The sequence below is a fragment of the Enterobacter sp. Taxon_8 genome (assembly GCF_058354585.1).
In genome coordinates, this window is sequence record NZ_CM177989.1 from 4,198,305 (window position 1) to 4,225,060 (window position 26,756).

At 58.7% G+C, this 26,756-nt stretch carries 28 protein-coding genes; 23 read left to right on the forward strand and 5 right to left on the reverse strand.

All coding sequences use genetic code 11. The features are described 5' to 3' along the window. Positions 1-278: 278 nt before the first annotated feature. A complete protein-coding gene (gene kdgT / locus AC4IBF_RS20000; RefSeq protein ID WP_111964168.1) occupies positions 279-1,271 on the forward strand; it encodes a 2-keto-3-deoxygluconate transporter in 993 nt (330 codons plus the stop codon). A gap of 58 nt (positions 1,272-1,329) precedes the next feature. Here kdgT and AC4IBF_RS20005 read toward each other — a convergent pair whose 3' ends face one another. Together AC4IBF_RS20005 and crfC are read right to left on the reverse strand one after the other, a co-directional pair. Further along, entirely contained in the window at positions 1,330-2,205 is an 876-nt protein-coding gene (locus AC4IBF_RS20005) for a diguanylate cyclase regulator RdcB family protein (protein WP_111964169.1), read from the reverse strand. After that, positions 2,202-4,556, reverse strand: coding sequence for a clamp-binding protein CrfC (gene crfC / locus AC4IBF_RS20010; protein WP_133293612.1), 2,355 nt, complete (start codon positions 4,554-4,556; stop codon positions 2,202-2,204). The genes AC4IBF_RS20005 and crfC overlap by 4 nt, the downstream gene beginning before the upstream one ends. 595 nt (positions 4,557-5,151) lie before the next feature. On the opposite strand from crfC, the gene AC4IBF_RS20015 reads away from it, so the two are divergent. The 16 genes from AC4IBF_RS20015 to phnP all read left to right on the forward strand — a co-directional run bounded on the left by AC4IBF_RS20015 (position 5,152) and on the right by phnP (position 16,893). Further along, a complete protein-coding gene (locus tag AC4IBF_RS20015; RefSeq protein ID WP_111964171.1) occupies positions 5,152-5,487 on the forward strand; it encodes a zinc ribbon domain-containing protein YjdM in 336 nt (111 codons plus the stop codon). An 80-nt stretch (positions 5,488-5,567) separates the two neighbouring features. Beyond that, positions 5,568-6,008 carry a VOC family metalloprotein YjdN gene (gene yjdN, locus AC4IBF_RS20020; protein ID WP_133293611.1) on the forward strand — a complete coding sequence of 147 codons (441 nt, stop codon included), beginning with the start codon at positions 5,568-5,570 and terminating at the stop codon, positions 6,006-6,008. 173 nt (positions 6,009-6,181) lie between these two features. Next, positions 6,182-6,970, forward strand: coding sequence for a phosphonate ABC transporter ATP-binding protein (gene phnC / locus AC4IBF_RS20025; protein WP_491463060.1), 789 nt, complete (start codon positions 6,182-6,184; stop codon positions 6,968-6,970). Between the two features lie 24 nt (positions 6,971-6,994). Beyond that, positions 6,995-8,011 carry a phosphonate ABC transporter substrate-binding protein gene (phnD, locus tag AC4IBF_RS20030; RefSeq protein ID WP_491463061.1) on the forward strand — a complete coding sequence of 339 codons (1,017 nt, stop codon included), beginning with the start codon at positions 6,995-6,997 and terminating at the stop codon, positions 8,009-8,011. A gap of 102 nt (positions 8,012-8,113) precedes the next feature. Next, positions 8,114-8,893 carry a phosphonate ABC transporter, permease protein PhnE gene (gene phnE / locus AC4IBF_RS20035; protein WP_136196024.1) on the forward strand — a complete coding sequence of 260 codons (780 nt, stop codon included), beginning with the start codon at positions 8,114-8,116 and terminating at the stop codon, positions 8,891-8,893. A gap of 20 nt (positions 8,894-8,913) precedes the next feature. Then, positions 8,914-9,639, forward strand: coding sequence for a phosphonate metabolism transcriptional regulator PhnF (phnF, locus tag AC4IBF_RS20040; RefSeq protein WP_133293609.1), 726 nt, complete (start codon positions 8,914-8,916; stop codon positions 9,637-9,639). Beyond that, complete coding sequence (phnG, locus tag AC4IBF_RS20045; protein ID WP_115876888.1) at positions 9,640-10,092, forward strand: phosphonate C-P lyase system protein PhnG; 453 nt, start codon at positions 9,640-9,642, stop codon at positions 10,090-10,092. It begins immediately after the preceding gene. After that, on the forward strand, positions 10,089-10,673 hold the full coding sequence (gene phnH / locus AC4IBF_RS20050) for a phosphonate C-P lyase system protein PhnH (RefSeq protein ID WP_136196023.1): 585 nt from the start codon (positions 10,089-10,091) through the stop codon (positions 10,671-10,673). Before phnG ends, phnH begins: the two co-directional genes overlap by 4 nt. Further along, entirely contained in the window at positions 10,673-11,737 is a 1,065-nt protein-coding gene (locus AC4IBF_RS20055; RefSeq protein ID WP_136196022.1) for a carbon-phosphorus lyase complex subunit, read from the forward strand. The genes phnH and AC4IBF_RS20055 overlap by 1 nt, the downstream gene beginning before the upstream one ends. Beyond that, a complete protein-coding gene (locus tag AC4IBF_RS20060) occupies positions 11,730-12,575 on the forward strand; it encodes an alpha-D-ribose 1-methylphosphonate 5-phosphate C-P-lyase PhnJ (RefSeq protein WP_048990321.1) in 846 nt (281 codons plus the stop codon). Before AC4IBF_RS20055 ends, AC4IBF_RS20060 begins: the two co-directional genes overlap by 8 nt. After that, positions 12,572-13,327 (forward strand): phosphonate C-P lyase system protein PhnK, encoded by a 756-nt coding sequence (gene phnK, locus AC4IBF_RS20065; protein WP_133293605.1) that lies wholly within the window; start codon positions 12,572-12,574, stop codon positions 13,325-13,327. The genes AC4IBF_RS20060 and phnK overlap by 4 nt, the downstream gene beginning before the upstream one ends. Positions 13,328-13,336: 9 nt before the next feature. After that, positions 13,337-14,017 carry a phosphonate C-P lyase system protein PhnL gene (gene phnL, locus AC4IBF_RS20070; RefSeq protein WP_491463062.1) on the forward strand — a complete coding sequence of 227 codons (681 nt, stop codon included), beginning with the start codon at positions 13,337-13,339 and terminating at the stop codon, positions 14,015-14,017. Beyond that, positions 14,014-15,150, forward strand: coding sequence for an alpha-D-ribose 1-methylphosphonate 5-triphosphate diphosphatase (gene phnM / locus AC4IBF_RS20075; RefSeq protein ID WP_491463063.1), 1,137 nt, complete (start codon positions 14,014-14,016; stop codon positions 15,148-15,150). Before phnL ends, phnM begins: the two co-directional genes overlap by 4 nt. Then, the gene (phnN, locus tag AC4IBF_RS20080; RefSeq protein WP_143344545.1) at positions 15,147-15,698 is read left to right on the forward strand and encodes a ribose 1,5-bisphosphokinase; all 552 of its coding nucleotides are present in this window, start codon (positions 15,147-15,149) and stop codon (positions 15,696-15,698) included. The genes phnM and phnN overlap by 4 nt, the downstream gene beginning before the upstream one ends. Further along, the gene (phnO, locus tag AC4IBF_RS20085) at positions 15,691-16,125 is read left to right on the forward strand and encodes an aminoalkylphosphonate N-acetyltransferase (RefSeq protein WP_143344544.1); all 435 of its coding nucleotides are present in this window, start codon (positions 15,691-15,693) and stop codon (positions 16,123-16,125) included. Before phnN ends, phnO begins: the two co-directional genes overlap by 8 nt. Positions 16,126-16,134: 9 nt before the next feature. Further along, entirely contained in the window at positions 16,135-16,893 is a 759-nt protein-coding gene (gene phnP, locus AC4IBF_RS20090) for a phosphonate metabolism protein PhnP (RefSeq protein WP_143344543.1), read from the forward strand. A gap of 51 nt (positions 16,894-16,944) precedes the next feature. On the opposite strand, the gene yjdP is transcribed toward phnP, so the two are convergent. The 3 genes from yjdP to AC4IBF_RS20105 all read right to left on the reverse strand — a co-directional run bounded on the left by yjdP (position 16,945) and on the right by AC4IBF_RS20105 (position 20,371). Then, positions 16,945-17,268 (reverse strand): DDRRRQL repeat protein YjdP, encoded by a 324-nt coding sequence (gene yjdP / locus AC4IBF_RS20095; protein WP_033144428.1) that lies wholly within the window; start codon positions 17,266-17,268, stop codon positions 16,945-16,947. Between the two features lie 75 nt (positions 17,269-17,343). Further along, entirely contained in the window at positions 17,344-17,970 is a 627-nt protein-coding gene (locus AC4IBF_RS20100) for a GNAT family N-acetyltransferase (RefSeq protein WP_008500049.1), read from the reverse strand. Positions 17,971-18,091: 121 nt separating this feature from the next. Beyond that, positions 18,092-20,371: an ATP-binding protein gene (locus AC4IBF_RS20105; protein WP_491463064.1), complete on the reverse strand. Its 2,280-nt coding sequence runs from the start codon at positions 20,369-20,371 to the stop codon at positions 18,092-18,094. A gap of 181 nt (positions 20,372-20,552) precedes the next feature. On the opposite strand from AC4IBF_RS20105, the gene AC4IBF_RS20110 reads away from it, so the two are divergent. Genes AC4IBF_RS20110 through AC4IBF_RS20135 form a run of 6 tightly spaced genes read left to right on the forward strand, consistent with a single transcriptional unit; the run spans position 20,553 to position 26,648 of the window. Beyond that, on the forward strand, positions 20,553-22,067 hold the full coding sequence (locus AC4IBF_RS20110) for a sugar ABC transporter ATP-binding protein (RefSeq protein ID WP_487165684.1): 1,515 nt from the start codon (positions 20,553-20,555) through the stop codon (positions 22,065-22,067). Positions 22,068-22,069: 2 nt separating this feature from the next. Further along, a complete protein-coding gene (locus AC4IBF_RS20115; protein WP_491463065.1) occupies positions 22,070-23,065 on the forward strand; it encodes an ABC transporter permease subunit in 996 nt (331 codons plus the stop codon). A 30-nt stretch (positions 23,066-23,095) separates the two neighbouring features. Next, a complete protein-coding gene (locus AC4IBF_RS20120; RefSeq protein WP_491463066.1) occupies positions 23,096-24,037 on the forward strand; it encodes an ABC transporter substrate-binding protein in 942 nt (313 codons plus the stop codon). Positions 24,038-24,086: 49 nt separating this feature from the next. Next, a complete protein-coding gene (locus AC4IBF_RS20125) occupies positions 24,087-24,773 on the forward strand; it encodes a D-lyxose/D-mannose isomerase (protein WP_133293599.1) in 687 nt (228 codons plus the stop codon). Between the two features lie 10 nt (positions 24,774-24,783). Beyond that, positions 24,784-25,644 (forward strand): ketose 1,6-bisphosphate aldolase, encoded by an 861-nt coding sequence (locus AC4IBF_RS20130; RefSeq protein WP_136196018.1) that lies wholly within the window; start codon positions 24,784-24,786, stop codon positions 25,642-25,644. Further along, a complete protein-coding gene (locus tag AC4IBF_RS20135) occupies positions 25,644-26,648 on the forward strand; it encodes a carbohydrate kinase family protein (RefSeq protein WP_111964190.1) in 1,005 nt (334 codons plus the stop codon). The genes AC4IBF_RS20130 and AC4IBF_RS20135 overlap by 1 nt, the downstream gene beginning before the upstream one ends. Positions 26,649-26,756 lie beyond the last annotated feature (108 nt).

The window sequence follows — 26,756 nt, forward strand, 5'->3', positions numbered from 1 at the left end:
CATCAACAGGATCCGGCCTCAAGCTTTACATTGAATATGTGACAAAGATAACTAAAACGATGTTTTATTTTCATTGAATCAGTATTCCAATGATCGCATGATAAATCCGAATACAACGTTTTATGTGTTTTCAAAAGAGGCTAATCGCGAGCACACATTTAATTATGTTGCTGGGTCATCGAAAAAAGACGGCAAGCAATAAGAGCAATCAATTGAATTTATTGACTAATTTTTAACACCTATCCCCCGTGCTGCGGGATCCGATGTGAGGTTTGTCTATGAAGATTAAAGCCACGATAGAACGCATTCCTGGCGGTATGATGCTGGTTCCGCTGGTGCTGGGCGCGATCCTGAATACCCTTGCTCCCAATACCGGAGCTTATTTTGGCGGTTTCACTAAAGGCATGATAACGGGCACGGTTCCGATTCTTGCCGTCTGGTTTTTTTGTATCGGCGCGTCCATTAATTTGCGGGCAACGGGTACCGTATTACGGAAATCCGGAACGCTGGTGATAACCAAAATAGCGGTAGCCTGGGCGGCGGCAATGATATGCGCAATGTTCATTCCGGAGAATGGAATTCAGACCGGGTTCTTCGCGGGATTATCGGTCCTGGCAATTGTCTCGGCGATGGACATGACCAACGGCGGATTATACGCCAGCCTGATGAACCAGTACGGAACGAAAGAAGAGTCCGGCGCATTTGTGTTGATGTCTCTGGAATCTGGCCCGCTGATGACGATGCTGATCCTGGGGTCTGCTGGCCTGGCCTCGTTTGAACCCCACCACTTTGTCGGCGCGATCCTGCCCTTCCTGGTCGGTTTCGCCCTTGGCAATCTCGATCGCGATCTGCGTGATTTCTTCAGCAAAGCCACGCCGGTGCTGATCCCTTTCTTCGGTTTCGCACTGGGGAACACCATCAACCTGAAGGTCATTCTCGATACAGGCCTGCTGGGGATTGTGCTGGGTGTCGCCGTGATCGTCATCACCGGCATTCCGCTGATTATTGCTGACCGCGTAATCGGAGGAGGAAACGGCACGGCGGGCGTCGCCGCCTCTTCAGCCGCAGGTGCTGCTGTCGCAAACCCGATGATTATTGCTCAGATTAACCCGGCCTTCGAACCGGTCGCTGCTTCAGCGACAGCACTGGTTGCCGCGAGCGTGATTGTCACCGCGATTCTGGTGCCCATCATCACGGCGCTGTATGCGAAGCGCTACGGGAATATGCATGAGACCCAGCCTGAACCGGAGCCAATAGAAGCGAATCATTAACACACCGCACCAGATCATCCCCTCTCCCCTTGGGGAGAGGATCGGGGTGATAAGGGATTCATCCAAAAATTTCTTCCACCATCCCGTCCACCAGCCGTTTTGCCGAACAAAGCCTCGGCATGCCCAGCGCGACGGTCTGCCAGTTTTGCGTCACTGACCAGCTCACCGGATGTTGATCCGCCTGACACCAGTCCCCCAGCCAGCCCAGCATATCTTTATGATCGATTAAGCCCGGAGAGGCCGGTGTTGTAAGCCACTGGTGATAGAAATGGCGGGTCGTGGGTGACGCATTGATACCCTGCGCCAGATAGTTAGCCGCCATGCTGCGCAGGTTATCCTTAAGCATTGCCGCCACATCTTCATTCGCGAGGCGGCATGCGTCACCAAATGCCCCCCAGCGCAGCTCTTCCAGGACGATAAAACAGCGCCCGGCCAGCGACCAGCCATCATAATGTCCGGCCCGCCAGCGGGTAAAAATCTGCTCGCTGTGCTCGCCCGCCTGCACCGTCAGCCCGCGCTGGGTTAGCGCCTTCTCTTTCCAGGCGGCGCGTTGGGTAAAATGAGAAGAGAGTTCAGCGTACTGCTGCATCAGTCCGGGGGACTGCTGGGCGCGCGGGTGCGTCTGCTGGCGCAAAGCAATCAGTTTCTCTGCCATCAGCGTCAGCGCGAGATGACCCGGGTCAAGCATGCCGGCCAGTTTTTCCGCCAGCCCCAGGCGCAGCGCCGCATTTTCATTGAGCATACCCGCCATCGCCCAGGGGCGTAGCCGGGTATGCGTCATGATTTCCTGAGTCAAACGCTCACGAAACTGAAGCTGTTGAGGTCCCAGGTGAGGATGACGCGCCGCGTCCACTCCCTGAACCAGATCGACCATAAATTTTGGATTAATACACTCCAGCGTTCGCCCGGGGCCATCCAGTAGTGGTGTTGTCATGGTTGCTCTGCCGCGAATAGAGTTTGAATATCATCGCGTAACAGTCGGGTATCTTCCTGTATCCACGTCGCAGTAGTAATACTTTGCTTCAACAACTGGCAGAGCGCTCGGGTTGAATGCTCATTCTGTTGACGCACTGCGAGGCTATCACGCAAGCTTTCCTGTAACCCGGTCAGGCACAACGAAAATTCTGCAAAGAACGTTGCCATTCCTGCCGTAACAGAGACATCGACCTGCGCGGACAAAGCTTTACGTATTTGTTCACAAAACTGATCAATATGTTGCTTAAATTTGTCATGTAGCTGCGCAATGTCGATAACATAGCGCGTGCGCGTTTCCACATACTCATCCCAGCCCCAGCCCGGATTATTGAGCCAACGAGAGACCGTTTCACGCATGCTGCTCCCGCCGGAGGGAGGGGCGGCCTGGCTGTCGTCCTGTGCAATCGCATCGTTGAACAGCGCTCGCGTATTGAAGTTAAGCTGGCTTGCCTGAAACGCGGGGAAACTGATCCGCGCCCGAAACCCCGCATGGCTCAGATGCTCTTTAATACGCGTTTCGATGGGGCGCATGGCTTCGTTCAGGGAACGCGCCAGCGTAGATTCAAGCTGGTCGAAGCGTAACGCCAGCTCCCGGCAAATCTTCGTCTGTGCATCGAGCATCACCAGCTCGCAGGAGGAGCGGATTTTACTCAGCGCGATCTGCGCCTGCCCTTCATCTTCCAGAACCAGCTGTTTCAGCTCGTGCGCCTCGTCACCGCGAAGGTTCTGCCGATCGATACCTGCCAAATCAAGAATATGCTGAGCGCTGAACACCTCACCAATCGCCTGGTGAAGCGCAGTTTTTTGGGCTCCCATAAAGTCCGTAGTGGCGTTCAGAGCCTCTTCAACCTCATGTTTCACCTCATCGCTCACCACGCTCTGACGCGTCTGCAGAAGCGCCATGTCCTCTTCCAGACGTGCGATGTTCAGTTCCAGCGCCTCAAAGGCAACCGTCAGCCCCTGATAGCGGAAGTCGAGGTACTCCCGGGCATTTTGTGCATAGTTGAGCAGTTTATGCGAAGCAGAACGCAGCGCGTAAAGTGAAGCATTGGCATAGGCGGCGTAAATCAGTTTGCGTATCGGTTGTTCGAATAGCGAATCTTCCCAGAGCAAATCGGCAGAATGACGAATATGGTCGATATCGTCCAGGTCCGCCGTACGCCAGCGACGTCCAAGCGCAGCTTCAGCAAAATCCTGCACCCAGGGTTGCTCCTGATGATCCGGCAGTTGTCCGTGGGTACTCATCTCGTAGCGAGCGCGGTTCGCCAGATAGGCCCACATGGACGAAACGGGGTAGATCTGGCCAGGCGAAATATTGCCTTTCATTAAGGTGCCGGAGATCATCGCCCGGATCTGCTCTTCATCGTCGCTATTGCGATCTTTCTGATCGAATTTATTGACCAGCGCATACAGCGGCACGGATTTTCCCGCCGCAGAAATGGCCTGGCGGACTTCTTCATCAGAGATGGATTTAAGCTGGGTATAATCCATCACGGCCAGCACCGCCGACGCGCGGGACAACTGCTCGCTGAGCATTTTTTGCAGGTGCGGCTGTCCGGCCTCATTCGGCCCGGGCGTATCGAGCAGCGTCAGCTGTCCGAGGTGAGCATCCAGACCCGCAAGATGCACGAACTCCACTTCAATTACCGGGATATGTTCGATAGCCGCATACTCAGAGAACGGAAACTCTACACCTAATGCCTGGGAAAGCCTCACCAGGTCGTTGAGACTTTTCAGACAGTGAAATATCGGCTGTGCGCCCAGGTGATGCTTCTCAAACGCTTCCCCTTTTTCAATGCGCTCCAGCAGCGTATTCATGTCTTTATCAATTTCCAGACGCTGAGCCAGCTTCCCGCGGTCGTAATCGCATAGCTTTTTCTGGAGCAGTTGGATCAATTCATCAATGGGCGAGGCATGCGAGAAATGCAGCACCGGCTCCTTCTGACCCGGCGTGTGGCGAATCAGAGTAGGAAGTGCCGTCATCGGACGATTGCGATTCGGCAACACTTCGGTCCCCACAATCGCATTAATGGTGGTTGATTTTCCCGCCTTCATGGTGCCCACAATGGCCAGGACCATTTCCAGCCGGGTTATTTTTCGTAATTCATTATTCAGCATCGCCTGCTGCGCTTCGACGCCGCGCGCGCTAAAATGCAAAGGTAAAACGTTGTTCTTTTCACCCGTAATAGCAGCCGCGGTGCTCTCCAGCATCGCAGTCGGCATTGATTTCAACGTATCAAGGTTTTGCAGGGCGAGCTGTAGCAAACGCTCAGCTTCCTGGCTTAATTCAAAAATGGTCTGTGTGTGCATGATAAAAGCCTTTCCTTAACGCAAATTTATTACTTTTATTAAGCCACTGGTATTAATTATGTTGTTCAGGCTTATATGATTACGTGTGGAAAACATGTTCGCCGAAATATAACTGATTGATGATAATCAGAAATAATTCACTATCCTTGCATGGCGTGTATAGCTTCCCTCCTGGCCTGACAGCCAAAAGAAAAAAAGCGTAGCCCATTTTTAAGAAACTTCAGGATATATCATCATTATTTCCCCCCTAAAAAGAGAGGTAATACCCCACTGCCATAAGATATGTAGAGCAGCGAAGTCCAGAGATAAATAACAATGTGTCGCTTCACCTTATCCGAAATGAAGGAACGTAGCAATTTGCCGCAATAAAATATTCGATATATTTAGCGTCATTTCTTCCCACCGTGTTAATGAGGTAAGCATCGCTTAACTGACTGACAGGAAGTGTCACTCCCGATACGTTTTTTGCATTTTTTTAATTCACAATGTCACCGACAAACGTGTGGATTTGCGCTATACTTGCCGCCTTTTTCGGCACGCTGCCGTCATTTAGCTGGCACTTTCCAGCGCGTTTACACTTTTTGAGGATACCGATATGTCACTCCCACACTGCCCAAAATGCAATTCTGAATACACCTATGAAGATAATGGCATGTTCATCTGCCCGGAATGCGCTCATGAATGGAATGATGCCGAACCATCAAACGATGCTGATGCACTTGTCGTCAAAGATGCGAACGGCAATCTGCTGGCGGACGGCGACAGCGTCACCGTGATTAAAGATCTGAAAGTGAAAGGCAGCTCTTCCATGCTGAAGATCGGCACCAAAGTGAAGAATATCCGTCTGGTTGAAGGCGATCATAATATCGACTGCAAAATTGACGGCTTCGGTCCGATGAAGCTGAAATCAGAGTTTGTGAAAAAGAACTGATTTACCCGCCCGGTGGCGCTTCGCTTACCGGGCTTTCGGGCACTACACTTAACGGGCTTATCTTACGTGAGGTAAAGATTATGCCGTTAAGTCCCTACATCTCTTTTGCCGGCAACTGCGCTGAGGCCACCGTCTTTTACCAGCAAGCCGTCGGCGCAGAACTTCTCTATAAAATCACCTTCGGTGAAATGCCAAAAAGCGATAACAGCGAAGAAGGCTGTCCGTCCGGTATGCAATTTCCGGATTCGGCTATCGCCCACTCCAACGTCCGCATTGCGGGCAGCGATATCATGATGAGCGACGGGATGCCGCCCGGCAGCAACGCGCAGTACGCGGGTTTTACGCTGGTGCTTGACACCCAGGACGTCAATGAAGGCAAGCGCTGGTTCGACAACCTCGCCGCGGGCGGGAACATCGACATGGCGTGGCAGGAGACCTTCTGGGCGCACGGTTTCGGTAAAGTCACCGACCAATACGGCGTGCCGTGGATGATTAACGTCGTCAAGCAACAAACGTCGTAGGCAGGACACGCGCAGCGCAGCCAGCAAAAGCGCGCGGTGGCGCTGCGCTTACCGGGCCTACAGTAACTGTCATCGCTTTCACTTCAACTCTTCAAACTCCCGCAACCTGCACTTAACCCAAATGTCATATTGATGCGCCAGCATGAGGCCACATTTATCGTGAGGCCCAGCACATGCAAACCGTCATCCGCGTCGAGAAACTGAGCAAGACCTTCAATCACAACAAGGCTCTGCATGCCGTTGATCTGACCGTCCTGCAGGGCGACATGGTGGCGCTTCTCGGGCCTTCTGGCTCGGGTAAATCTACCCTTCTGCGCCATTTGAGCGGGCTTATCACCGGCGATAAAACGCCGGAAAACCACGTCGAGCTGCTGGGTAATACCGTACAGCGCGCCGGGCGTCTGGCGAGCGATATCCGCAAGAGCCGCGCCCAGACGGGCTACATCTTCCAGCAGTTCAACCTGGTAAACCGCCTGACGGTGCTGGAGAACGTGCTGATTGGCGCGCTCGGCAGCACCCCGTTCTGGCGCACCTGTCTGCGCTGGTTCTCCCCTTCCCAGAAGCAGGAAGCCTTGCAGGCGCTGACCCGCGTCGGCATGGCGCACTTCGCCCACCAGCGCGTCTCCACCCTGTCCGGTGGGCAACAGCAGCGCGTGGCGATTGCGCGCGCGCTGATGCAGAAAGCGCAAATCATTCTTGCTGACGAACCCATCGCCTCGCTGGACCCGGAGTCCGCCCGCATCGTGATGGAGACCCTGCGCGACATTAACCAGAACGACGGCATCACCGTGGTGGTCACGCTGCATCAGGTGGATTACGCCCTGCGCTACTGCGAGCGCATCGTCGCCCTGCGTCAGGGGCACGTGTTCTTTGATGGCGCGAGCCATCAGTTTGATAACGAACGTTTTGACCATCTCTACCGCAGCATTAACCGCGTCGAAGAGAACGCGCAGGCTGCTTAATTAAACCCGATCCGAGGAAAGTACATGAGCTACAAAGCCGTTGCCGCGCTGGCCTTTACCAGCATGTTCAGCATCAGCACCCTGTTAAGCCCAGCGTATGCGGAAGAGCAGGAAAAAGCGCTGAACTTCGGCATTATTTCGACGGAATCACAGCAGAACCTGAAGCCTCAGTGGGAACCGTTCCTGAAAGATATGGAAACCAAACTGGGGATCAAAGTGAACGCCTTCTTCGCCCCGGACTATGCGGGCATCATCCAGGGGATGCGCTTTAATAAAGTGGACATCGCCTGGTACGGCAACCTCTCCGCCATGGAAGCGGTGGACCGAGCGAACGGCCAGGTCTTTGCCCAGACCGTCGCGGCCGATGGCTCCCCTGGCTACTGGAGCGTGCTGATCGTCAACAAAGACAGCCCGATCAACAACCTCAATGACATGCTCGCCAAACGCAAAGAGCTGACCTTCGGCAACGGCGACCCGAACTCTACCTCCGGCTACCTTGTCCCTGGCTACTACGTCTTCGCCAAAAACAACGCCTCCGCCAGTGACTTCAAGCGCACCGTAAACGCCAGCCACGAAACCAACGCTCTGGCGGTGGCCAACAAGCAGGTGGACGTTGCCACCAACAACACCGAGAACCTCGACAAGCTGAAAACCTCAGCGCCGGACAAGCTTAAAGAGATCAAGGTTATCTGGAAATCGCCGCTGATCCCGGGCGACCCAATCGTGTGGCGTAAAAACCTGTCCGAAAGCACCAAGGACAAGGTGTACGACTTCTTTATGACCTATGGCAAAACGCCGGAAGAGAAAGCGGTTCTCGAACGTCTGGGCTGGGCACCGTTCCGCCCGTCAAGCGACCTGCAGCTGGTTCCGATTCGCCAGCTGGCGCTGTTTAAAGAGATGCAGGGCGTCAAGGACAGCAAGGGACTGAAGGACGAGGAAAAGACCAGCAAAGTGGCCGAGATTCAGGCCCAGCTTGAAGACCTCGACCGCCTGACCGCCGCGCTCGGCGCGATGACCAGCGTGAATAAAGCGGTGCAGTAACGCTTTTCGCCCGGTGGCGCTGCGCTTACCGGGCCTACATTTTGGATCGTAGGCCGGATAAGCGTAGCGCCATCCGGCACACAAAGACCTGCGGAGTAACACATGCAAACCATCACCCTCCCGCCGCCAAAGCGCGGCTGGTTCTCGCTCATAAGCTGGGCCATCCTGCTGGCGGTGCTGGTTATCTCCTGGAAGGGCGCGGAAATGGATCCGCTGCTGCTCTTCAAAGACGCGGGCAATATGGCGACCTTCGCCGCCGACTTCTTCCCGCCGGACTTCAGCCAGTGGCAGGACTACCTCAGTGAAATGGCGGTCACCCTGCAAATCGCCGTCTGGGGCACCGCGCTTGCCGTCATTCTCTCCGTTCCGTTTGGCCTGATGAGCGCTGAAAACATCGTGCCGTGGTGGATATACCAGCCCATGCGCCGCCTGATGGACGCCTGTCGCGCCATCAACGAAATGGTCTTTGCGATGCTGTTCGTGGTCGCCGTTGGCCTGGGTCCGTTCGCGGGCGTGATGGCGCTGTTCATCCACACCACCGGCGTGCTCTCCAAGCTGCTCTCGGAAGCGGTCGAAGCCATCGAACCCGGCCCGGTGGAAGGTATTCGCGCAACCGGCGCCAACAAAATCGAAGAGATCCTCTACGGCGTCCTGCCGCAGGTGATGCCGCTGCTGATCTCCTACTCCCTGTACCGCTTCGAATCCAACGTTCGCTCCGCCACCGTGGTCGGTATGGTGGGCGCAGGCGGGATTGGCGTCACCCTGTGGGAAGCGATTCGCGGTTTCCAGTTCCAGCAAACCTGCGCCCTGATGGTGCTCATCATCGTCACCGTCAGCCTGCTGGATTTCCTCTCTCAACGTTTGCGTAAGCACTTCATCTGAGAAGCGAGGCTTTGTTTTCTATGCACTTATCCAGACATCCGACCAGTTACCCCACCCGATGGCAAGAGATCGCGGCAAAGCTCGAAGTGGAGCTGCGCACGCACTACCGCTGCGGGGACTACCTCCCTGCCGAGCAGCAGCTTGCTGACCGCTATGAAGTGAACCGCCACACCCTGCGTCGCGCCATTGACCAGCTGGTCGAGCGCGGCTGGGTGCAGCGCCGTCAGGGCGTGGGCGTGCTGGTGCTGATGCGCCCGTTCGACTACCCGCTGAACGCCCAGGCGCGCTTTAGCCAGAACCTGCTGGATCAGGGCAGCCATCCGACCAGCGAAAAGCTGCTCTCGGTATTAAGACCGGCCTCCAGCCACGTGGCGGACGCGCTGGGCATTAAGGAGGGCGACAACGTCATCCACCTGCGCACGCTGCGCCGCGTCAACGGCGTGGCGGTGTGCCAGATCGATCACTACTTCGCGGACCTCACCCTCTGGCCGGTGCTGCAGAATTTCTCCAGCGGATCGCTGCATGATTTTCTCCAGAATGCGACAGGCATTGCGCTGAAACGCACCCAGACGCGCATCAGCGCCCGCCGCGCGCAGGCGAAAGAGAGCAAAGTACTCGAAATTCCCAATATGGCCCCGCTGCTCTGCGTGCGCACCCTCAACCACCGTGACGGCGAGATCGACGCGACGGAATACTCCGTCAGCCTGACCCGCGCCGACATGATCGAATTCACCATGGAGCACTGAATGCACTTCGACACCGCCACCCGACAGCGCTGGATGCGCGTGCTGGCCCACAGCCAGCCTGCTGCGCTGGCTGCCCGCATGAACGCGCTCAGCCTGACGCCAGACTACGACACCCTTCGCGCACCGGAGATCGGCCTCGTTCAGATCCAGGCGCGCATGGGCGGCACCGGCGAGCGCTTCTTCGCCGGAGATTCCACCCTCACCCGCGCAGCGATCCGCCTGCACAGCGGCACGCTGGGCTACGGCTACGTGCTGGGGCGTGATAAAGCGCACGCCGAGCGCTGCGCGGTCATCGACGCGCTTTTACAGGAACAACCGCATTTCCAGACGCTGATGGAAACCCTTATTTCCCCGCTGGAGGCCGACCGCGCCGCACGTCTTGCCGCGCGTCAGGCCGAAGTGAATACCAGCCGGGTCGACTTCTTTACGCTCGTTCGCGGAGACAACGCATGACGCTTCAAACCGCTTTTACCCTGGCCGTCCAGGATGCCCAACACAGTTTTCGTCGCCTGCTGAAAGCCATGAGCGAGCCGGGCGTGATTGTCTCGCTGCACCAGCTCTCTCAGGGCTGGCTGCCGCTGAACCTGGCGACCACCAGCGTGCTGCTGACCCTGGCCGACAACGATACCCCGGTATGGCTTTCGGGCGCCCTGTCTAACGATATCGCCAGCCAGAACCTGCGTTTTCACACCGGCGCCCCGCTGGTTGAACAGCCGCAGCAGGCAATCTTTGCCGTGGCCGACGAACAAATCAGTCATGAACAGCTGAATGCCCTGAGCGAAGGCTCCGCCGTCGCCCCGGAAACCAGCGCCACGCTGATTTTGCAGGTCACCAGCCTGAGCGGTGGCCGCATGCTGCGCCTGACGGGGGCAGGCATCGCCGATGAGCGCATGGTTGCGCCGCAGCTGCCGGAGTGCATCATTCACGAGCTGACCGAGCGCCCGCACCCGTTCCCGCTGGGCATTGACCTGATCCTGACCTGCGGTGAGCGCCTGCTGGCCATCCCGCGGACCACCCACGTGGAGGTGTGCTGATGTACGTTGCCGTCAAAGGGGGCGAGAAGGCTATCGCCGCCGCCCATGCGCTGCAGGCGCACAGACGACGGGGCGATGAACAGCTCCCTGAGCTGAGCGTGGCCCAAATCGAGCAGCAGCTAAACCTCGCCGTCGACCGGGTGATGACCGAAGGCGGCATCGCTGACCGCGAGCTGGCGGCGCTGGCCCTGAAGCAGGCCAGCGGCGATAACGTGGAAGCGATCTTCCTGCTGCGCGCCTACCGCACTACGCTTGCCAAACTGGCGGTGAGCGAGCCGGTCAACACCGCGGAGATGCGCCTGGAGCGCCGCATTTCTGCCGTTTATAAAGACATCCCCGGCGGCCAGCTGCTTGGCCCTACCTGTGACTACACCCATCGCCTGCTCGATTTTACCCTGCTGGCGAACGGCGAGATGCCGCCGCTCAGCTCCTCTGACGCAGAACAGGAACCGTCTCCGCACGTTTTCAGCCTGCTGGCGAAACAGGGCCTGGCGAAGGCGGAAGAAGATTCAGGCGCGCAGCCGGATGACATCACCCGCACGCCGCCGGTTTACCCGTGCTCGCGCTCGTCCCGCCTGCAGCAGCTGATGCGCGGCGACGAAGGCTATCTGCTGGCGCTAGCCTACTCCACCCAACGCGGCTACGGGCGCAACCACCCGTTTGCCGCCGAAATTCGCAGCGGCTACATCGACGTTGAAATCGTGCCGGAAGAGTTAGGTTTTGCGGTGAACGTCGGCGAACTGCTGATGACCGAATGCGAAATGGTGAACGGTTTTGTCGCGCCTGAAAATGAAGACCCGCACTTTACCCGCGGCTACGGGCTGGTGTTCGGCCTCGGCGAGCGCAAGGCCATGGCCATGGCGCTGGTCGATCGCGCCCTGCAGGCACCCGACTACGGCGAGCACGTTGCAGGCCCGGCGCAGGACGAAGAGTTTGTGCTGGCCCACGCGGACAACGTTGAGGCCGCCGGTTTTGTCTCACACCTCAAGCTGCCGCACTACGTCGATTTCCAGGCCGAACTGGAACTGCTGAAACGCCTGCAACGGGAGCGCAAACATGGCTAACTTAAGCGGCTACAACTTTGCCTATCTGGATGAGCAAACCAAACGCATGATCCGCCGAGCGATACTTAAAGCGGTGGCGATTCCGGGCTATCAGGTGCCCTTCGGCGGCCGCGAAATGCCGATGCCCTACGGCTGGGGCACGGGCGGCATTCAGATTACCGCCAGCGTGATCGGAGAGGCGGACGTGCTGAAGGTCATCGACCAGGGCGCCGACGACACCACCAACGCCGTATCGATCCGCAGCTTCTTTCAGCGGGTAACGGGCGTCGCGACCACGGAAAAAACCGAAGACGCGACGCTGATCCAGACCCGCCACCGCATTCCGGAAACCCCGCTCGCTGAAGATCAGATTCTGATTTTCCAGGTGCCGATTCCGGAGCCGCTGCGCTTTATCGAGCCGCGCGAAACTGAAACCCGCACCATGCACGCGCTGGAAGAGTACGGCGTCATGCAGGTGAAGCTGTATGAGGATATCGCCCGCTTCGGCCATATCGCCACCACCTACGCCTACCCGGTGAAGGTGAACGGGCGCTACGTGATGGACCCGTCGCCAATCCCAAAATTCGATAACCCGAAGATGGACATGATGCCAGCCCTGCAGCTTTTCGGCGCCGGGCGCGAAAAACGCATCTACGCCGTTCCGCCTTACACCCGCGTGGAAAGCCTGGATTTCGACGATCACCCGTTTACGGTGCAGGAGTGGGACGAGCCGTGCGCCATCTGCGGATCCAAACACAGCTATCTGGATGAAGTGGTGCTGGATGACACGGGCAAACGGATGTTTGTCTGCTCCGACACCGATTTTTGCCGCCAACAGAGCGAGGCGAACGGCCAATGAAACCGCTGCTTTCGGTTAATAACCTGACCCACCTGTATGCGCCGGGCAAAGGCTTTAGCGACGTGTCGTTCGAGCTGTGGCCGGGCGAAGTGCTGGGCATTGTCGGCGAGTCCGGCTCCGGCAAAACCACCCTGCTGAAGTCCATCTCCGCGCGCCTTACGCCGCAACACGGCGAGATACTCTACCAGGGACACTCCCTCTTCGGCATGAGCGAGGCCGAGCGCCGCCGCCTGCTGCGCACCGAGTGGGGCGTGGTGCATCAGCACCCGATGGACGGCCTGCGCCGTCAGGTCTCTGCGGGGGGCAATATTGGCGAACGCCTGATGGCCACCGGCGCGCGCCACTACGGCAATATCCGCGCCACCGCCCAGCACTGGCTTGAAGAGGTGGAAATCCCCGCCTCGCGCATCGACGACCTGCCGACGACCTTCTCCGGTGGGATGCAGCAGCGCCTGCAGATCGCCCGCAACCTGGTCACCCATCCGAAGCTGGTGTTTATGGATGAACCCACCGGCGGGCTGGACGTCTCGGTGCAGGCGCGCCTGCTCGACCTGCTGCGCGGCCTGGTGGTGGAACTGAACCTTGCGGTGGTGATTGTCACCCACGATTTAGGTGTTGCGCGCCTGCTGGCGGACCGTCTGCTGGTGATGAAGCAGGGTCAGGTGGTGGAAAGTGGGTTAACTGACCGCGTGCTCGACGATCCCCACCATCCCTATACCCAGCTGCTGGTGTCGTCCGTGTTGCAGAACTAAGAGGCCAACATGATCCACGTACAAAACGTAAGTAAGACCTTTGTGCTCCACCAGCAAAACGGCGTGCGCCTGTCGGTGCTGCAAAATGCCTCTCTGGAGGTTAATCGCGGCGAATGCGTGGTGCTGCACGGCCACTCCGGCAGCGGAAAATCGACCCTGCTGCGCTCCCTGTACGCCAACTATCTGCCCGACGAAGGCCATATTCATATTCGCCACGGCGAAGAATGGGTCGACCTGGTTCAGGCCCCCGCGCGTAAGGTGCTGGAGGTGCGCCGCACGACGATCGGCTGGGTGAGCCAGTTTCTGCGGGTGATCCCGCGGATCTCCGCCCTGGATGTGGTCATGCAGCCGCTGCTGGATCTTGGCGTACCGCGCGAAACCTGTGCCGCCAAAGCCGCCAGCCTGCTGACGCGCCTCAAGGTGCCGGAGCGCCTGTGGCACCTTGCCCCGTCGACCTTTTCCGGCGGCGAGCAGCAGCGCGTCAATATCGCCCGCGGCTTTATCGTCGACTACCCGATTTTACTTCTGGATGAACCCACCGCCTCGCTCGACGCTAAAAACAGCGCGGCCGTGGTGGCGCTGATCGAACAGGCCAAAGCGCGCGGGGCGGCGATCGTCGGGATCTTCCACGATGAGAGCGTTCGCACCCGCGTCGCGGACAGGCTGCACCCGATGGGGACAAACGCATGATTATCAATAACGTCAAGCTGGTGCTGGATAATGAGGTGGTTGACGGCTCGATTGAGATCCAGGACGGAACAATCCGCGCGTTTGCTGAAACCCAGAGCCGCTCGCCCGAGGCGATGGACGGTGAAGGCGGCTGGCTGCTGCCGGGGCTGATTGAACTGCATACCGATAATCTGGACAAGTTCTTCACGCCACGGCCGAAGGTGGACTGGCCCGCGCATTCAGCGATGAGCAGCCACGACGCGCTGATGGTCGCCAGCGGCATCACCACCGTGCTGGACGCGGTGGCGATTGGCGACGTGCGCGACGGCGGTGACCGTCTGGAGAACCTGGAGAAGATGATCAACGCCGTGGAGGAGACGCAAAAGCGCGGCCTCAACCGCGCCGAGCACCGTCTGCACCTGCGCTGCGAGCTGCCGCACCACACCACCCTGCCGCTGTTTGAGAAGCTGGTAGGCCGCGAGCCGGTCTCGCTGGTCTCCCTGATGGACCACTCGCCGGGGCAGCGCCAGTTCGCCAACATTGAAAAGTATCGCGAATACTATCAGGGCAAATATTCTCTCAGCGATGCGGAGATGGCGCGTTACGAAGAAGAGCAGCTGGCGCTTGCGGCACGGTGGTCGCAGCCTAACCGTCTCAGGATTGCGGCGATGTGCCGGGACCGCAATATCGCGCTGGCCAGCCATGACGATGCCACGCACGATCACGTGCTCGAATCCCACCAGCTTGGCAGCGTGATCGCCGAATTTCCCACCACGTTCGAGGCGGCTGAAGCCTCCCGCAAGCACGGCATGAACGTCCTGATGGGCGCACCGAACATCGTGCGCGGCGGTTCACACTCCGGCAACGTCGCGGCAAGCAAGCTCGCGTCCCTTGGCCTGCTGGATATCCTCTCGTCCGACTACTACCCCGCCAGCCTGCTCGACGCGGCGTTCCGGGTGGCCGACGACGAGGGCAATCGCTTTACGCTGCCGCAGGCGATTCGCCTGGTGACGAAAAACCCGGCCTCGGCGCTTAATCTGCAGGACCGCGGCGAGATAGCCGAAGGCAAGCGGGCGGATCTGGTCCTGGCCCACCGCAGGGGCGAGCACGTTCATATCGACCACGTCTGGCGTCAGGGAAAGAGGGTGTTCTGATGGGAAGACTTATCTGGCTAATGGGGCCGTCCGGCTCCGGTAAGGACAGCCTGCTGTCCGCCTTACGGCAGCAGGAGCATCCCCAGCTGCTGGTGGCGCACCGTTACATTACCCGGGCGGCCAATGCGGGGAGTGAAAACCATATCGCCCTGAGCGAGCAGGAGTTTTTTACCCGTGCCGGGCAAAATCTGCTGGCGCTGAGCTGGCACGCCAATGGCTATTACTACGGAATCGGCATCGAGACCGATCTGTGGCTGCATGCGGGGTTCGACGTGCTGGTCAACGGCTCGCGGGCGCATCTTTCGCAGGCGCGCGCCCGCTATGGGGCAGCCCTGCTGCCGGTCTGCCTGCAGGTTTCACCGGAGGTTCTGCGCAGCCGGTTGCAGAGACGGGGTCGTGAATCCGCCCGCGAGATCGACCAGCGGCTGGAACGTGCGGCGCGCTACACCCCGTCCGAGTGCCATATCCTTAATAACGACGGAAGTTTGCTACAGTCAGTCGAGACCTTTTTATCGCTTATCCGTCAGAAGGAGAAACAGCATGCCTGACTGCAGGCTTCGTCCCGCCACCGCCGACGATACGCAAATCGTCTATGCGTTAATCTGCGAATTGAAACAGGCGGAATTCGATCGCCAGGCGTTTCACGCGGGCTATCTTGCCAATCTGCAGGATCACAATATGCGCTACCAGCTTGCCGAGCTGGACGGGCAGGTCATCGGCATGATCGGCCTGCACCTGCAGTTTCACCTCCATCACGCGCGCTGGATCGGCGAGATCCAGGAGCTGGTGGTGATGCCGCAGGCGCGCGGGCTAAAGGTGGGCAGCCAGCTGCTGGCCTGGGCGGAAGGGGTGGCACGAGAGGCGGGCGCGGAGCTGACCGAGCTCTCCACCAGCGTGAAGCGCACCGACGCCCACCGTTTTTACGTCCGTGAAGGATATACGCAGAGCCATTTCCGATTCACCAAACCGCTGTAGAGGTGCGTTATGAGTCTGACGATCGCGTTAACAGGAACCGGAAGCGCCCAGCTCGTACCGGTCTTTGGCTGCGACTGCGCGGCGTGCCGCCGGGCGCGCCTGCAGGAGACCTATCGCCGTCGCCCCTGTAGCGCGGTGGTCAAATTCAACGATGCGGTGACCCTGCTGGACGCGGGTATTCCGCACCTGATGGACGACTGGGCTGCAGGCAGCTTTAAGCAGTTTTTGCTGACCCATTACCATATGGATCACGTTCAGGGGCTGTTCCCCCTGCGCTGGGGCGTGGGCGCGACGATCCCCGTTTACGGTCCGCCGGATGAAGCGGGCTGTGACGACCTGTTTAAACATCCGGGGATTCTGGATTTCAGCCATACGGTCGAACCGTTTGTGATGTTTGAACTTCAGGGAATGCGGGTTACGCCGCTGCCGCTCAACCATTCGAAACTGACCTTCGGGTATTTGCTGGAGTCGGCCCACAGCCGCGTAGCCTGGCTTTCCGATACCGCCGGGCTGCCGGAAAAAACGGTGAAGTTCCTGCTCAACAATCAGCCGCAGGCGATGATTATCGACTGCAGCCATGCACCGCGCGACGAAACGCCGCGAAACCATTGCGATTTAAATACCGTAATTGCGCTAAACGAGGTGATTGGCTGTCCGCAGGTGATCCTGACCCACATCAGCCATCAGTTTGACGTGTGGATGATGGATAACCCGCTGCCCGACGGCATTGAAGCAGGGTATGACGGGATGGTGCTGGTCCTGGATTAGTTTTCTCCCTCTCCCGTGGGAGAGGGTTGGGGTGAGGGCAAGAGGCCGCACTTAGCCTCGATCGTAATCGTCTTCCAACCTGCGCTCGTCCTCTTCCAGACGACGTCTGTCGTCATCCAGCTGGCGCTGGCGCTCGTCTAAACGGCGGCGCCTGTCTTCGAGCTGCCGACGACGATCGTCGTACTGTCGACTGTCGATTTGACGGCTGCGGTCATAACGATCGTCGTCGTCATTGCTGCGGCTGCTGCTGGGGTTGTAGGCATCGTTGATCGCCTGCTGAATGTTGCCAATAGCATCATCAACAATGTCGGCATGAGCCAGTTGGCTGGTGAGAGACAGCAGACCAAATAACAGAGCAGTTGAGTAACGTTTCATAAGGCCAGACTCGCAGGTGAACTGGCCTTACGATAATCAACGGCAGGAAACGGGGGTAGCGGAGGAATCTCAAATTCAGTTGTGTCCTGGGACTTCCATCAGTTGATTCGCACGCTGTTTGTTTTCTGCAACCAGGACGATGCCATAGCATTTTTGATCCGGCGAATGGCTCCAGATACGATCTTCGGGGATACACCCTCCGTCATAGATAACCTTGCTACCATCATACGGCCAAAATGCGCCCTGCTCGGTATCGAGAACAAATACAGCGATTTGGTCAGATTCGCGGGCAATTTTCTGCCAGAGCATCTTCCCACCCTCATATTGTTCAAAGTCGCTGACAAGTGTCACGCCACACTGTAATACCAGGGCTTCATACAGACGAGTTGCCAGTCCCTTGTCACGCTCGGCGGGATCAACACAGATACCTTCTACCTGAATAACATTGGCATCTTCCCAACAGCGCTCGACGGCAATGATATCTTCACCCAAATGCGTTTTACGTTGTAAATCCAGGGCAGCAACAACCCGATGCCGGGGCACCCCATCGAAGGTTTCAATATCCGCTTCAATAATCGCAGCTCTTGGCGTCTGGCTATCAAAAATAACATGTAGCACTCGTCCGGAAAGCTCAAACTCATCAACGAGTTTAAACGACCTGGCAATTGTGCTCGGGCTGTATGTTGTAGGCATCACGATCATTTGTGAGTCCCCCTTTGTGAGTACCGGCATAATTCCTTTTATATCCCAATCTGCTAAATTTTGCGCAGATTAACATCACCGGCGTTAACGATGCTCTTGATGAAATCCTAAACAGGGGCATTTAAAAACATATTTTCCGCAGAGCCTGCGCCAACTGCACCCGCGTAAACGGCTTACGCAGTAACGGAACGTCCGGCAGCTGAGGATTATGCGCGGGCCGTAAATCCTGGCCGCTGATCAGCAGCACCGGAAGCTGCGGATAGTGGCTGCGCACATGGCTAATCACCTCGGCTCCGCTCAGGCTTCCCGGCAACATCAGGTCGCTGATAAACATGCCAATATCCGGCGACGCCGCCAGCATGTTCAGCGCCTGCTCGCCGTTTTCCGCTTCGAGCGTCAGATAGCCAAGCTGGTGCAGCTGCTCGCACAGGGTCTGACGGACATCCGCCTCATCTTCCAGCACCAGCACCAGCCGCTCGCTATCGACGGAGGCGGTGGCAGATAATGCTTCATCAACTGCAGCAGCGGGCAGCGTCGAGCGCGGGAGGTGAAGCCGCACGGTCGTTCCCTGCCCCGGCGCGCTCTCGATCTCCACGCGACCGCCGGACTGGCGGACAAAGCCGTAGACCATCGACAGGCCTAATCCGCTTCCGCTCCCGGTCTGCTTGGTGGTGAAGAACGGCTCAAAGACCTGGGATTTCACCTCCTGCGACATGCCGCTGCCGCGGTCAATGACCTCCAGCGCCACCATATCCTGCCTGCGCCCGTCGCTGCGGGTGACGCGCTGATTCCAGGTCCGAATTTTAATCACTCCGCTTTGCCCTTCCATCGCATCGCGCGCGTTCATCACCAGGTTGATGATGGCGTTTTCCAGCTGGCTGACGTCTATCCAGGCGGGCCATGCAGGGGATTGCGCTTCAATCTCCAGGGTCAGGGTAGCAGGCAGGGAGTGGCGCAGCAGTTCCCGGAGGTTCTCCAGCAGCGGCAGCATCTCTACAGCATGCGGGGTCAGGGATTGCTTGCGGGAAAACGCCAGCAGTCGCTGGGTCAGCAAGGCGCCACGCTCGGCCGCCTTTAGCGCCCGGGTAATGCGCGGCGCGTCTTTTGATTCAGGGTCGGTGAGCTCAAGACTGCCGATGATCACCGCCAGCAGGTTATTAAAATCATGCGCCAGCCCGCCCGTCAGCTGTCCGACGGCCTTCATCTTCTGGCTGTGCAGGAGCGCCTCTTCAAGCCCCTGACGCTCAATGCGGTCGATCTCCATCTGCGTTGTTTTTTCTTTCAGCAGACGCGTGGTGTGTTCAAGCGAGGCGGTGTTGCGGGCAAAAACGTTGAACGCGCGCGCCAGCTCGCCCAGCTCATCGCGCCGCTGCAGGGCGGGAACGGAGACATCCTGTTCGCCGTGAGCAAGACGCGACATCGCCCGGGAAATGGCCGTCAGGTTTGAGGCCAGATGGCGGTAGATATACCAGCAGGCACACCCGGTGATGATCAACGCCAGCACGGCGAAGATGCTGATAAACACGCTGATGGATTGCAGTTCGTGATGGCTCTGGGCGGTGCGAAGCCGGGAGGCCTGCGCCACCTGCTCCACGTACTGATTGATGTCGCTGTTGAGGATTGCCACCAGCGCCTTGATGTGGAACATATACCAGCTTATCGCCAGATCGCTCTCCTCCAGCTGCTTCGACAGCGGGCCTAGCTTACCTAGCTCGGCATTAAAATCAGGCAGAACTTCCTTCACAACCGGCTGTGCGGCACTCCGGGGCAGCGTTGCGGCAACTGCGTCCAGCTGCTGAACGGTCGCGCGCGGCGAAGGGGTGTCAATGGCGGCGGCGATCAGCCGGTCCATCTCCATCAGTTGCTGCGCATTCGGTACGTTGCTGTCATAACGGCTGTTGATGTCCTGCAGATGGCGCAGGTAGCTCTGGCTTTGATACAGCGAGCTCAGCAGCGCGTTACGCTCCAGATGGCGTCGCTGTCCTCGCTCCAGCATCTCCGTCACGCTCTGCTGTAATTCATTACTTCTTTGAATAATACGCGCCACCAGGGCCGGCTCCTGCTGCGCCAGCGGCGCCTCCGCAAGCTGCTCCAGCGAATGGCGCAGGGCCATTTGCGTCTGCTTCAGGCGCTCGGCTTCCCCTTTGTACTCGAGCGCCCCCACCACCTGCGAGAGCCGCACCGCCGCCGTCGCCACGTTGGCGGTATCGCGGGCCAGGTTCATGCTGCCGGTCATATCGTCCAGCGTTTGCTGCTGCACCTGCTCCTGGATTTGACTGGCGTGACGGAAGCCGAGCACCGCCACGCCGCTCACCATCAGCGTCACGGCGACCACCAGCAGATTGAAAATCAGCAGGCGACCGCGGGCGCTGGCGAAGAACGGGGGGCGGCGTGATGGCATGGATTGAGGCTCCTTTGCGGTTTGCTGCCCTCACCCTGCCCCTCTCCCACAGGGAGAGGGAAAAGGAAAATGTGATGGCGATTAGCTATTCATAACTATGACAAATATGAACAGCTTCTGACATTTTGCATTTACGCACCTGTGATGAAGTGCAGAAATCGGCATTCACAGGAGATCCGCCATGAGCAGAACCCCGGTATTAGAGATGCGCAGCATTGCCAAAACGTTTGGCAGTTTCCACGCGCTCAAGGGCGTGGATTTGACGGTGTTTCCCGGTGAGATCCACGCCCTGATGGGCGAAAACGGCGCGGGAAAAAGCACGCTGATGAAAATCCTCGCGGGGGCCTATACCGCAACCGGCGGCGAGATCCTGATCGACGGTCAACCATTTCATATTAAAGGGCCGAAAGATGCGCTGGCCGCAGGCATCACTCTGATTTATCAGGAGATGCAGCTCGCGCCCAATCTGACCGTAGCCGAAAATATCTTCCTCGGCAGCGAGCTGTCGCGCGGCGGGCTGGTCCAGCGCAAGGAGATGGCCGCCCAGGCGCAGGCGGTGATTGACCGCCTCGGCGCGCAGTTCAGCGCCACCGATCGGGTGATGAAGCTGACCATTGCCGAACAGCAGCAGGTGGAAATTGCCCGCGCGCTGCACCGCAACAGCCGCATTCTGGTGATGGATGAACCCACCGCAGCCCTCTCCTCACGGGAAACGCATCGCCTGTTTGAACTGATTTTGCGCCTGCGCGATGAAGGGATGGCGATCATCTATATCAGCCACCGCATGGCGGAGGTCTATGAACTCTCTGACCGCGTCAGCGTTCTACGCGACGGGCAGTACGTCGGCAGCCTGACGCGCGACAAGCTGAACGCGTCGGAACTGGTGAAGATGATGGTGGGCCGCCCGCTAAGCGACCTGTTCAACAAGGAGCGTGATATCCCCCTCGGCAGCCCGCGTCTCAACGTCCACCACCTCACCGACGGTAAAAAAGTACAGCCGTGCAGCCTGCAGGTGCGTTCCGGCGAAATCGTCGGGCTGGCGGGCCTGGTGGGGGCCGGACGCTCCGAGCTGGCGCAGCTCATCTTCGGCGTGCGTAAAGCCACCGGCGGCATGATTGAGGTCGACGGCGAGCCGGTGGTGATCCACTCCCCGCGCGCGGCCATCGAAAACGGCATCGGTTTTCTCACCGAGAACCGCAAGGAGCAGGGGCTGTTTCTGGAGCTGGCGGCGCAGGAGAACATCACCATGGCGACGCTTGAGCGCGACGCCACCTTCGGCATGTTAAACCGCAAAAAAGCGCAGTCGATTTCCGATGACGCCATCGCCCTGCTTAACATCCGCGTGCCCCATGCTCAGGTGCGCGCGGGCGGGCTCTCCGGCGGAAATCAGCAGAAGCTGCTCATCTCCCGCTGGGTGGCGATTGGCCCACGCATTCTGATTCTGGACGAACCCACGCGCGGCGTGGACGTCGGCGCGAAAAGCGAGATCTACCGCATCATGAACCAAATGGCCCGCAAAGGGGTGGCAATTTTAATGATCTCCAGCGAGCTGCCGGAAGTGGTGGGGATGAGCGACCGGGTGTACGTGATGCGGGAAGGCAGCATTGCGGGCGAGCTCCACGGGCGCGACATCTCTCAGGAAAACATCATGACGCTGGCAACCGGCGTAAACGACACTCATCATCAGGCGGTGTAACCATGACACATTCAACCAGTCCGCAGCAGGTGGCGAAATCCGCTTCCGCAAAAAAAATGCTGATGAGCGATCTGATGCAAACGGTCGGTATCCTGCCGATTCTTATCCTGATTGTGGCGGTATTTGGCTTTATCGCCCCGAACTTCTTTACCGAGAGCAACCTGCTCAATATCACCCGTCAGGCGTCGATCAACATCGTGCTCGCGGCGGGAATGACCTTCATTATCCTGACCGGCGGGATTGACCTCTCGGTGGGGTCGATTCTCGGCACCACGGCGGTGGCGGCGATGGTGGTGTCGCTCATTCCCGAATTCGCCGGGCTGTCCATTCCGGCCGCGCTAATGCTCGGCATGGTGCTGGGCCTGTTCAACGGGGCGCTGGTGGCCTTTGCCAGGCTGCCGCCGTTTATCGTCACGCTTGGCACCTACACGGCGCTGCGCGGCGCGGCCTATCTGCTGGCCGACGGTACGACGGTCATTAACTCCAACATCAACTTCGAGTGGATCGGCAATAACTATCTCGGCCCGATCCCCTGGCTGGTTGTCATTGCCCTTGCGGTCATTGCGGTGTGCTGGTTCATCCTGCGCCGCACCACGCTCGGCGTTCACATCTACGCCGTGGGCGGCAACATGCAGGCGGCGCGCTTAACGGGCATCAAGGTCTGGCTGGTGCTGCTGTTTGTCTACGGCATGAGCGGCCTGCTCTCCGGCCTCGGCGGCGTCATGAGCGCCTCACGCCTGTACAGCGCTAACGGCAACCTCGGCACGGGTTACGAGCTGGATGCAATTGCAGCGGTGATCCTCGGCGGCACCAGCTTTGTCGGCGGGATCGGCACGATCACCGGCACGCTGGTCGGCGCATTGATCATCGCCACCCTCAATAACGGCATGACGCTGATGGGCGTCTCCTACTTCTGGCAGCTGGTGATCAAAGGGGCGGTGATCATCATTGCGGTGCTGATCGACAAATACCGTACCCGACATCATCAAAGTGCATAACAACAATACCCTACGAGTGAGGAAGACAAGATGCGTTTGAAACCGTTAGTAACCGCGCTCTGTGCTGGCGCGCTGCTTGCCGCAACGCCGTTTGCGCAGGCGAAAGATCTGAAGTCCATTGGCGTGACGGTGGGTGACCTGGCTAACCCGTTCTTCGTGCAGATCACCAAAGGTGCCGAGCTGGAAGCGCGCAAGCTGGCGGGGGATAACGTCAAGGTGACGCTGGTCTCCAGCGGGTACGATCTGGGCCAGCAGGTGGCGCAGATCGACAACTTCATCGCCGCGAAGGTGGACATGATCATCCTCAATGCCGCGGACTCCAAAGGGATCGGCCCGGCGGTGAAGCGCGCGAAGGACGCCGGGATTGTGGTCGTGGCGGTTGACGTCGCGGCGGAAGGGGCTGATGCCACCATCACCTCCGATAACACCCAGGCGGGTGAGATGGCCTGTAAGTACATTACTGACCGCCTGAAAGGGAAAGGCAACGTGGTGATCATCAACGGACCGCCGGTCTCAGCGGTGCAAAACCGCGTGGAAGGGTGCCAGACGGAGTTCAAAAAACATCCGGATATCAAGGTGCTCTCGGATAACCAGAACGCCAAAGGCAGTCGTGAAGGCGGCCTGGAAGTCATGACCTCCCTGCTGGCGGCCAATCCGAAGATCGACGGCGTGTTTGCGATTAACGATCCGACCGCGATCGGCGCCGATCTGGCCGCGAAGCAGGCGCAGCGCAATGAGTTCTTTATTGTCGGCGTGGATGGCAGCCCGGACGGTGAGGAAGCGCTGAAGCGCGAAAACTCCCTGTTTGTCGCGACCCCGGCGCAAGATCCGCAGGTTATGGCGGCAAAAGCGGTGGAGATCGGCTATGGCATTCTTCAGGGCAAACCTGCGCCGAAAGAGCCCGTGCTGATCCCGGTGACGATGATCGATAAAAAGAACGTCGGCACGTATAAGGGGTGGACGGTTAAATGATCCTTTTCCCTCTCCCACAGGGAGAGGGAACTGTTTTCAAGGAGTCCCCATGAAACGCTCCGACATCAATGAAATTCTCGGCCACACGCGACAGTTCTTTTCCATGCACGACGTGCATCTCCCGCCTTTTGCCAGCTTTCCGCCAACAAAATGGCAGCAGCTTGACCAGGCCGCGTGGCAGGAAGTGTTCGATCTCAGGCTCGGCTGGGACGTGACGGCGTTCGGCGGCAACAGCTTTGCCGCAGAGGGCCTGACGCTGTTTACCCTGCGCAACGGCTCGCCCAACGGCGTACCTTATGAAAAATGCTATGCCGAAAAAATCATGCACGTGCGCGACGGCCAGGTGACGCCGATGCATTTTCACTGGCGTAAGCGAGAAGACATTATCAACCGGGGCGGCGGGAACCTGATTGTAGAATTGTGGAATGCCGGGGCGCATGAAGAGACGGAAAACACCGACGTGACGGTCACCGTCGACGGCTGCCGTCAGACCCACGCGCCCGGCAGCCAGCTACGCCTCACACCAGGGGAAAGCATCTGCCTGACGCCCGGTCTTTACCACAGTTTCTGGGGCGAACGCGGCTTCGGTGACGTGCTGGTCGGGGAAGTGTCCTCGGTCAATGACGATGAACACGACAACCACTTTTTGCAGCCCGTTGCCCGCTATAACAACATCGAAGAAGACGAACCGGCGCTGCTGGTGCTGTGCAACGAGTACAACCTGTTTCGGATATAAGGGGTAAATAATGCCATTAATTTCTCTTGCCGACGGTCTTGCGCACGCCAGACAGCACCGCTACGCGCTGGGCGCGTTTAACGTGCTCGACTCCCACTTCCTGCGCGCGCTGTTCGCCGCCGCAAAACAGGAACGCTCGCCGTTTATCATCAACATCGCCGAAGTGCATTTTAAGTACGTGTCGCTGGATTCTCTTGTCGAAGCGGTTAAGTTCGAAGCCGCCCGTCACGATATTCCCGTGGTGCTCAACCTCGACCACGGCCTGCATTTTGACGCCGTCGTGCGCGCCCTGCGCTTAGGGTTCAGCTCGGTGATGTTCGACGGCTCTACGCTGAGCTACGAGGAAAACATCCGCCAGACGCGGGAAGTGGTGAAAATGTGCCACGCGGTCGGCGTGTCGGTGGAGGCGGAGCTGGGCGCGGTCGGTGGCGATGAAGGCGGCTCGCTTTACGGACATGCGGATGAAGCCTTCTTCACCGATCCGCAGCTGGCGCGCGAATTTGTTGATTCAACCGGCATCGACGCGCTGGCCGTCGCCATCGGCAACGCGCACGGCAAGTATAAAGGCGAGCCGAAGCTCGATTTCCCGCGCCTGGACGCCATTCGCCAGCAGACGGGGCTGCCGCTGGTTTTACACGGCGGCTCCGGGATTAGCGATGCTGACTTCCGCCGCGCCATCGAGCTGGGCATTCATAAAATCAATTTCTATACCGGGATGTCGCAGGCCGCGCTCGCCGCCGTGGAGCAGCGCATGGCTAACCGCCAGCCGCTGTACGACGAGTTTGCCGAGCTGCTGCTGGGGATAGAAGAGGCGATTACGGATACGGTCGCCGAACAGATGCGCATCTTCGGCAGCGCGGGGCAGGCATAATGGAACGTAAAGGCATCATCGCCGCAGGCAATATGCTGGTGGACCACGTCCACCAGATCGTGCAGTGGCCAGAGCGCGGCTGGCTGGCGGAAATCACCCACAGCGAACGCTCAACCGGCGGCGCGCCGCTCAACGTCCTGCTGACGCTGGCGAAAATGCACGTTGGCCTGCCGCTGCAGGCGGTGGGGCTGATTGGCGAAGACGGCGACGGGGACTACATTCTGGCAATGCTCGACCAGTACCACGTCAACCGCCAGCGCGTTCAGCGCACCACATTTGCGCCAACCTCCATGTCGCAGGTGATGACCGATCCCAGCGGACAGCGCACCTTTTTCCACTCGCCGGGGGCCAACCGCCTGCTGGATCTACCCGCCTTCGATCGCTTAGACGGATCGATGAAGATCTTCCATCTCGGCTATCTCCTGCTGCTCGACAGCCTGGATATGCCCGATGACGAATTTGGCACCCGCAGCGCGCGGCTGCTGGCGCAGATGCGCGACCAGGGGTATGAAACGTCGCTCGATCTGGTTTCCCGCAAGGGCGACCCACGCTATCAGCCGCTGGTGCTCCCTGCCCTGCGCCATCTCGACTATCTGGTCATTAACGAGCTGGAGGCCGGTGAGTTTAGCGGCCTGACAATGCGTGACGAAAACGACGCCCCGCACGTTGCCCATATCGCCGACGCCGCGGCGCAGCTGCTGGCGGCCGGGGTACGCCAGCGGGTGGTGATCCACTGTCCGGAAGGCGCATGGGGAGAAGCACATGGTGAAGAGGGTCGCTGGATCCCGTCATGGATGCTGGAGCAGGAAGAGATTATCGGCAGCGTCGGCGCGGGCGATGCCTTTTGCGCAGGCTTTTTATACGGCTGCCATGAATCGCTGCCGCTAACAGAGAGTATTTATCTGGCGCACGCCTGCGCGCGAGCAAGCCTGCTGGCCGCCAATGCGATTGATGGCGCAAAAACGCTGGCCGAGCTGCAGGCGTTTATTCGCGAGAGTGTTTAATTTAACAATAATTGCGATTTTTCATTACAGATCTATGAATTTTACATCTCCGAACTACACTCTCTCCATCTGGCATATTCGGCGTGGGCAGCACTTTGTCCGCACGCT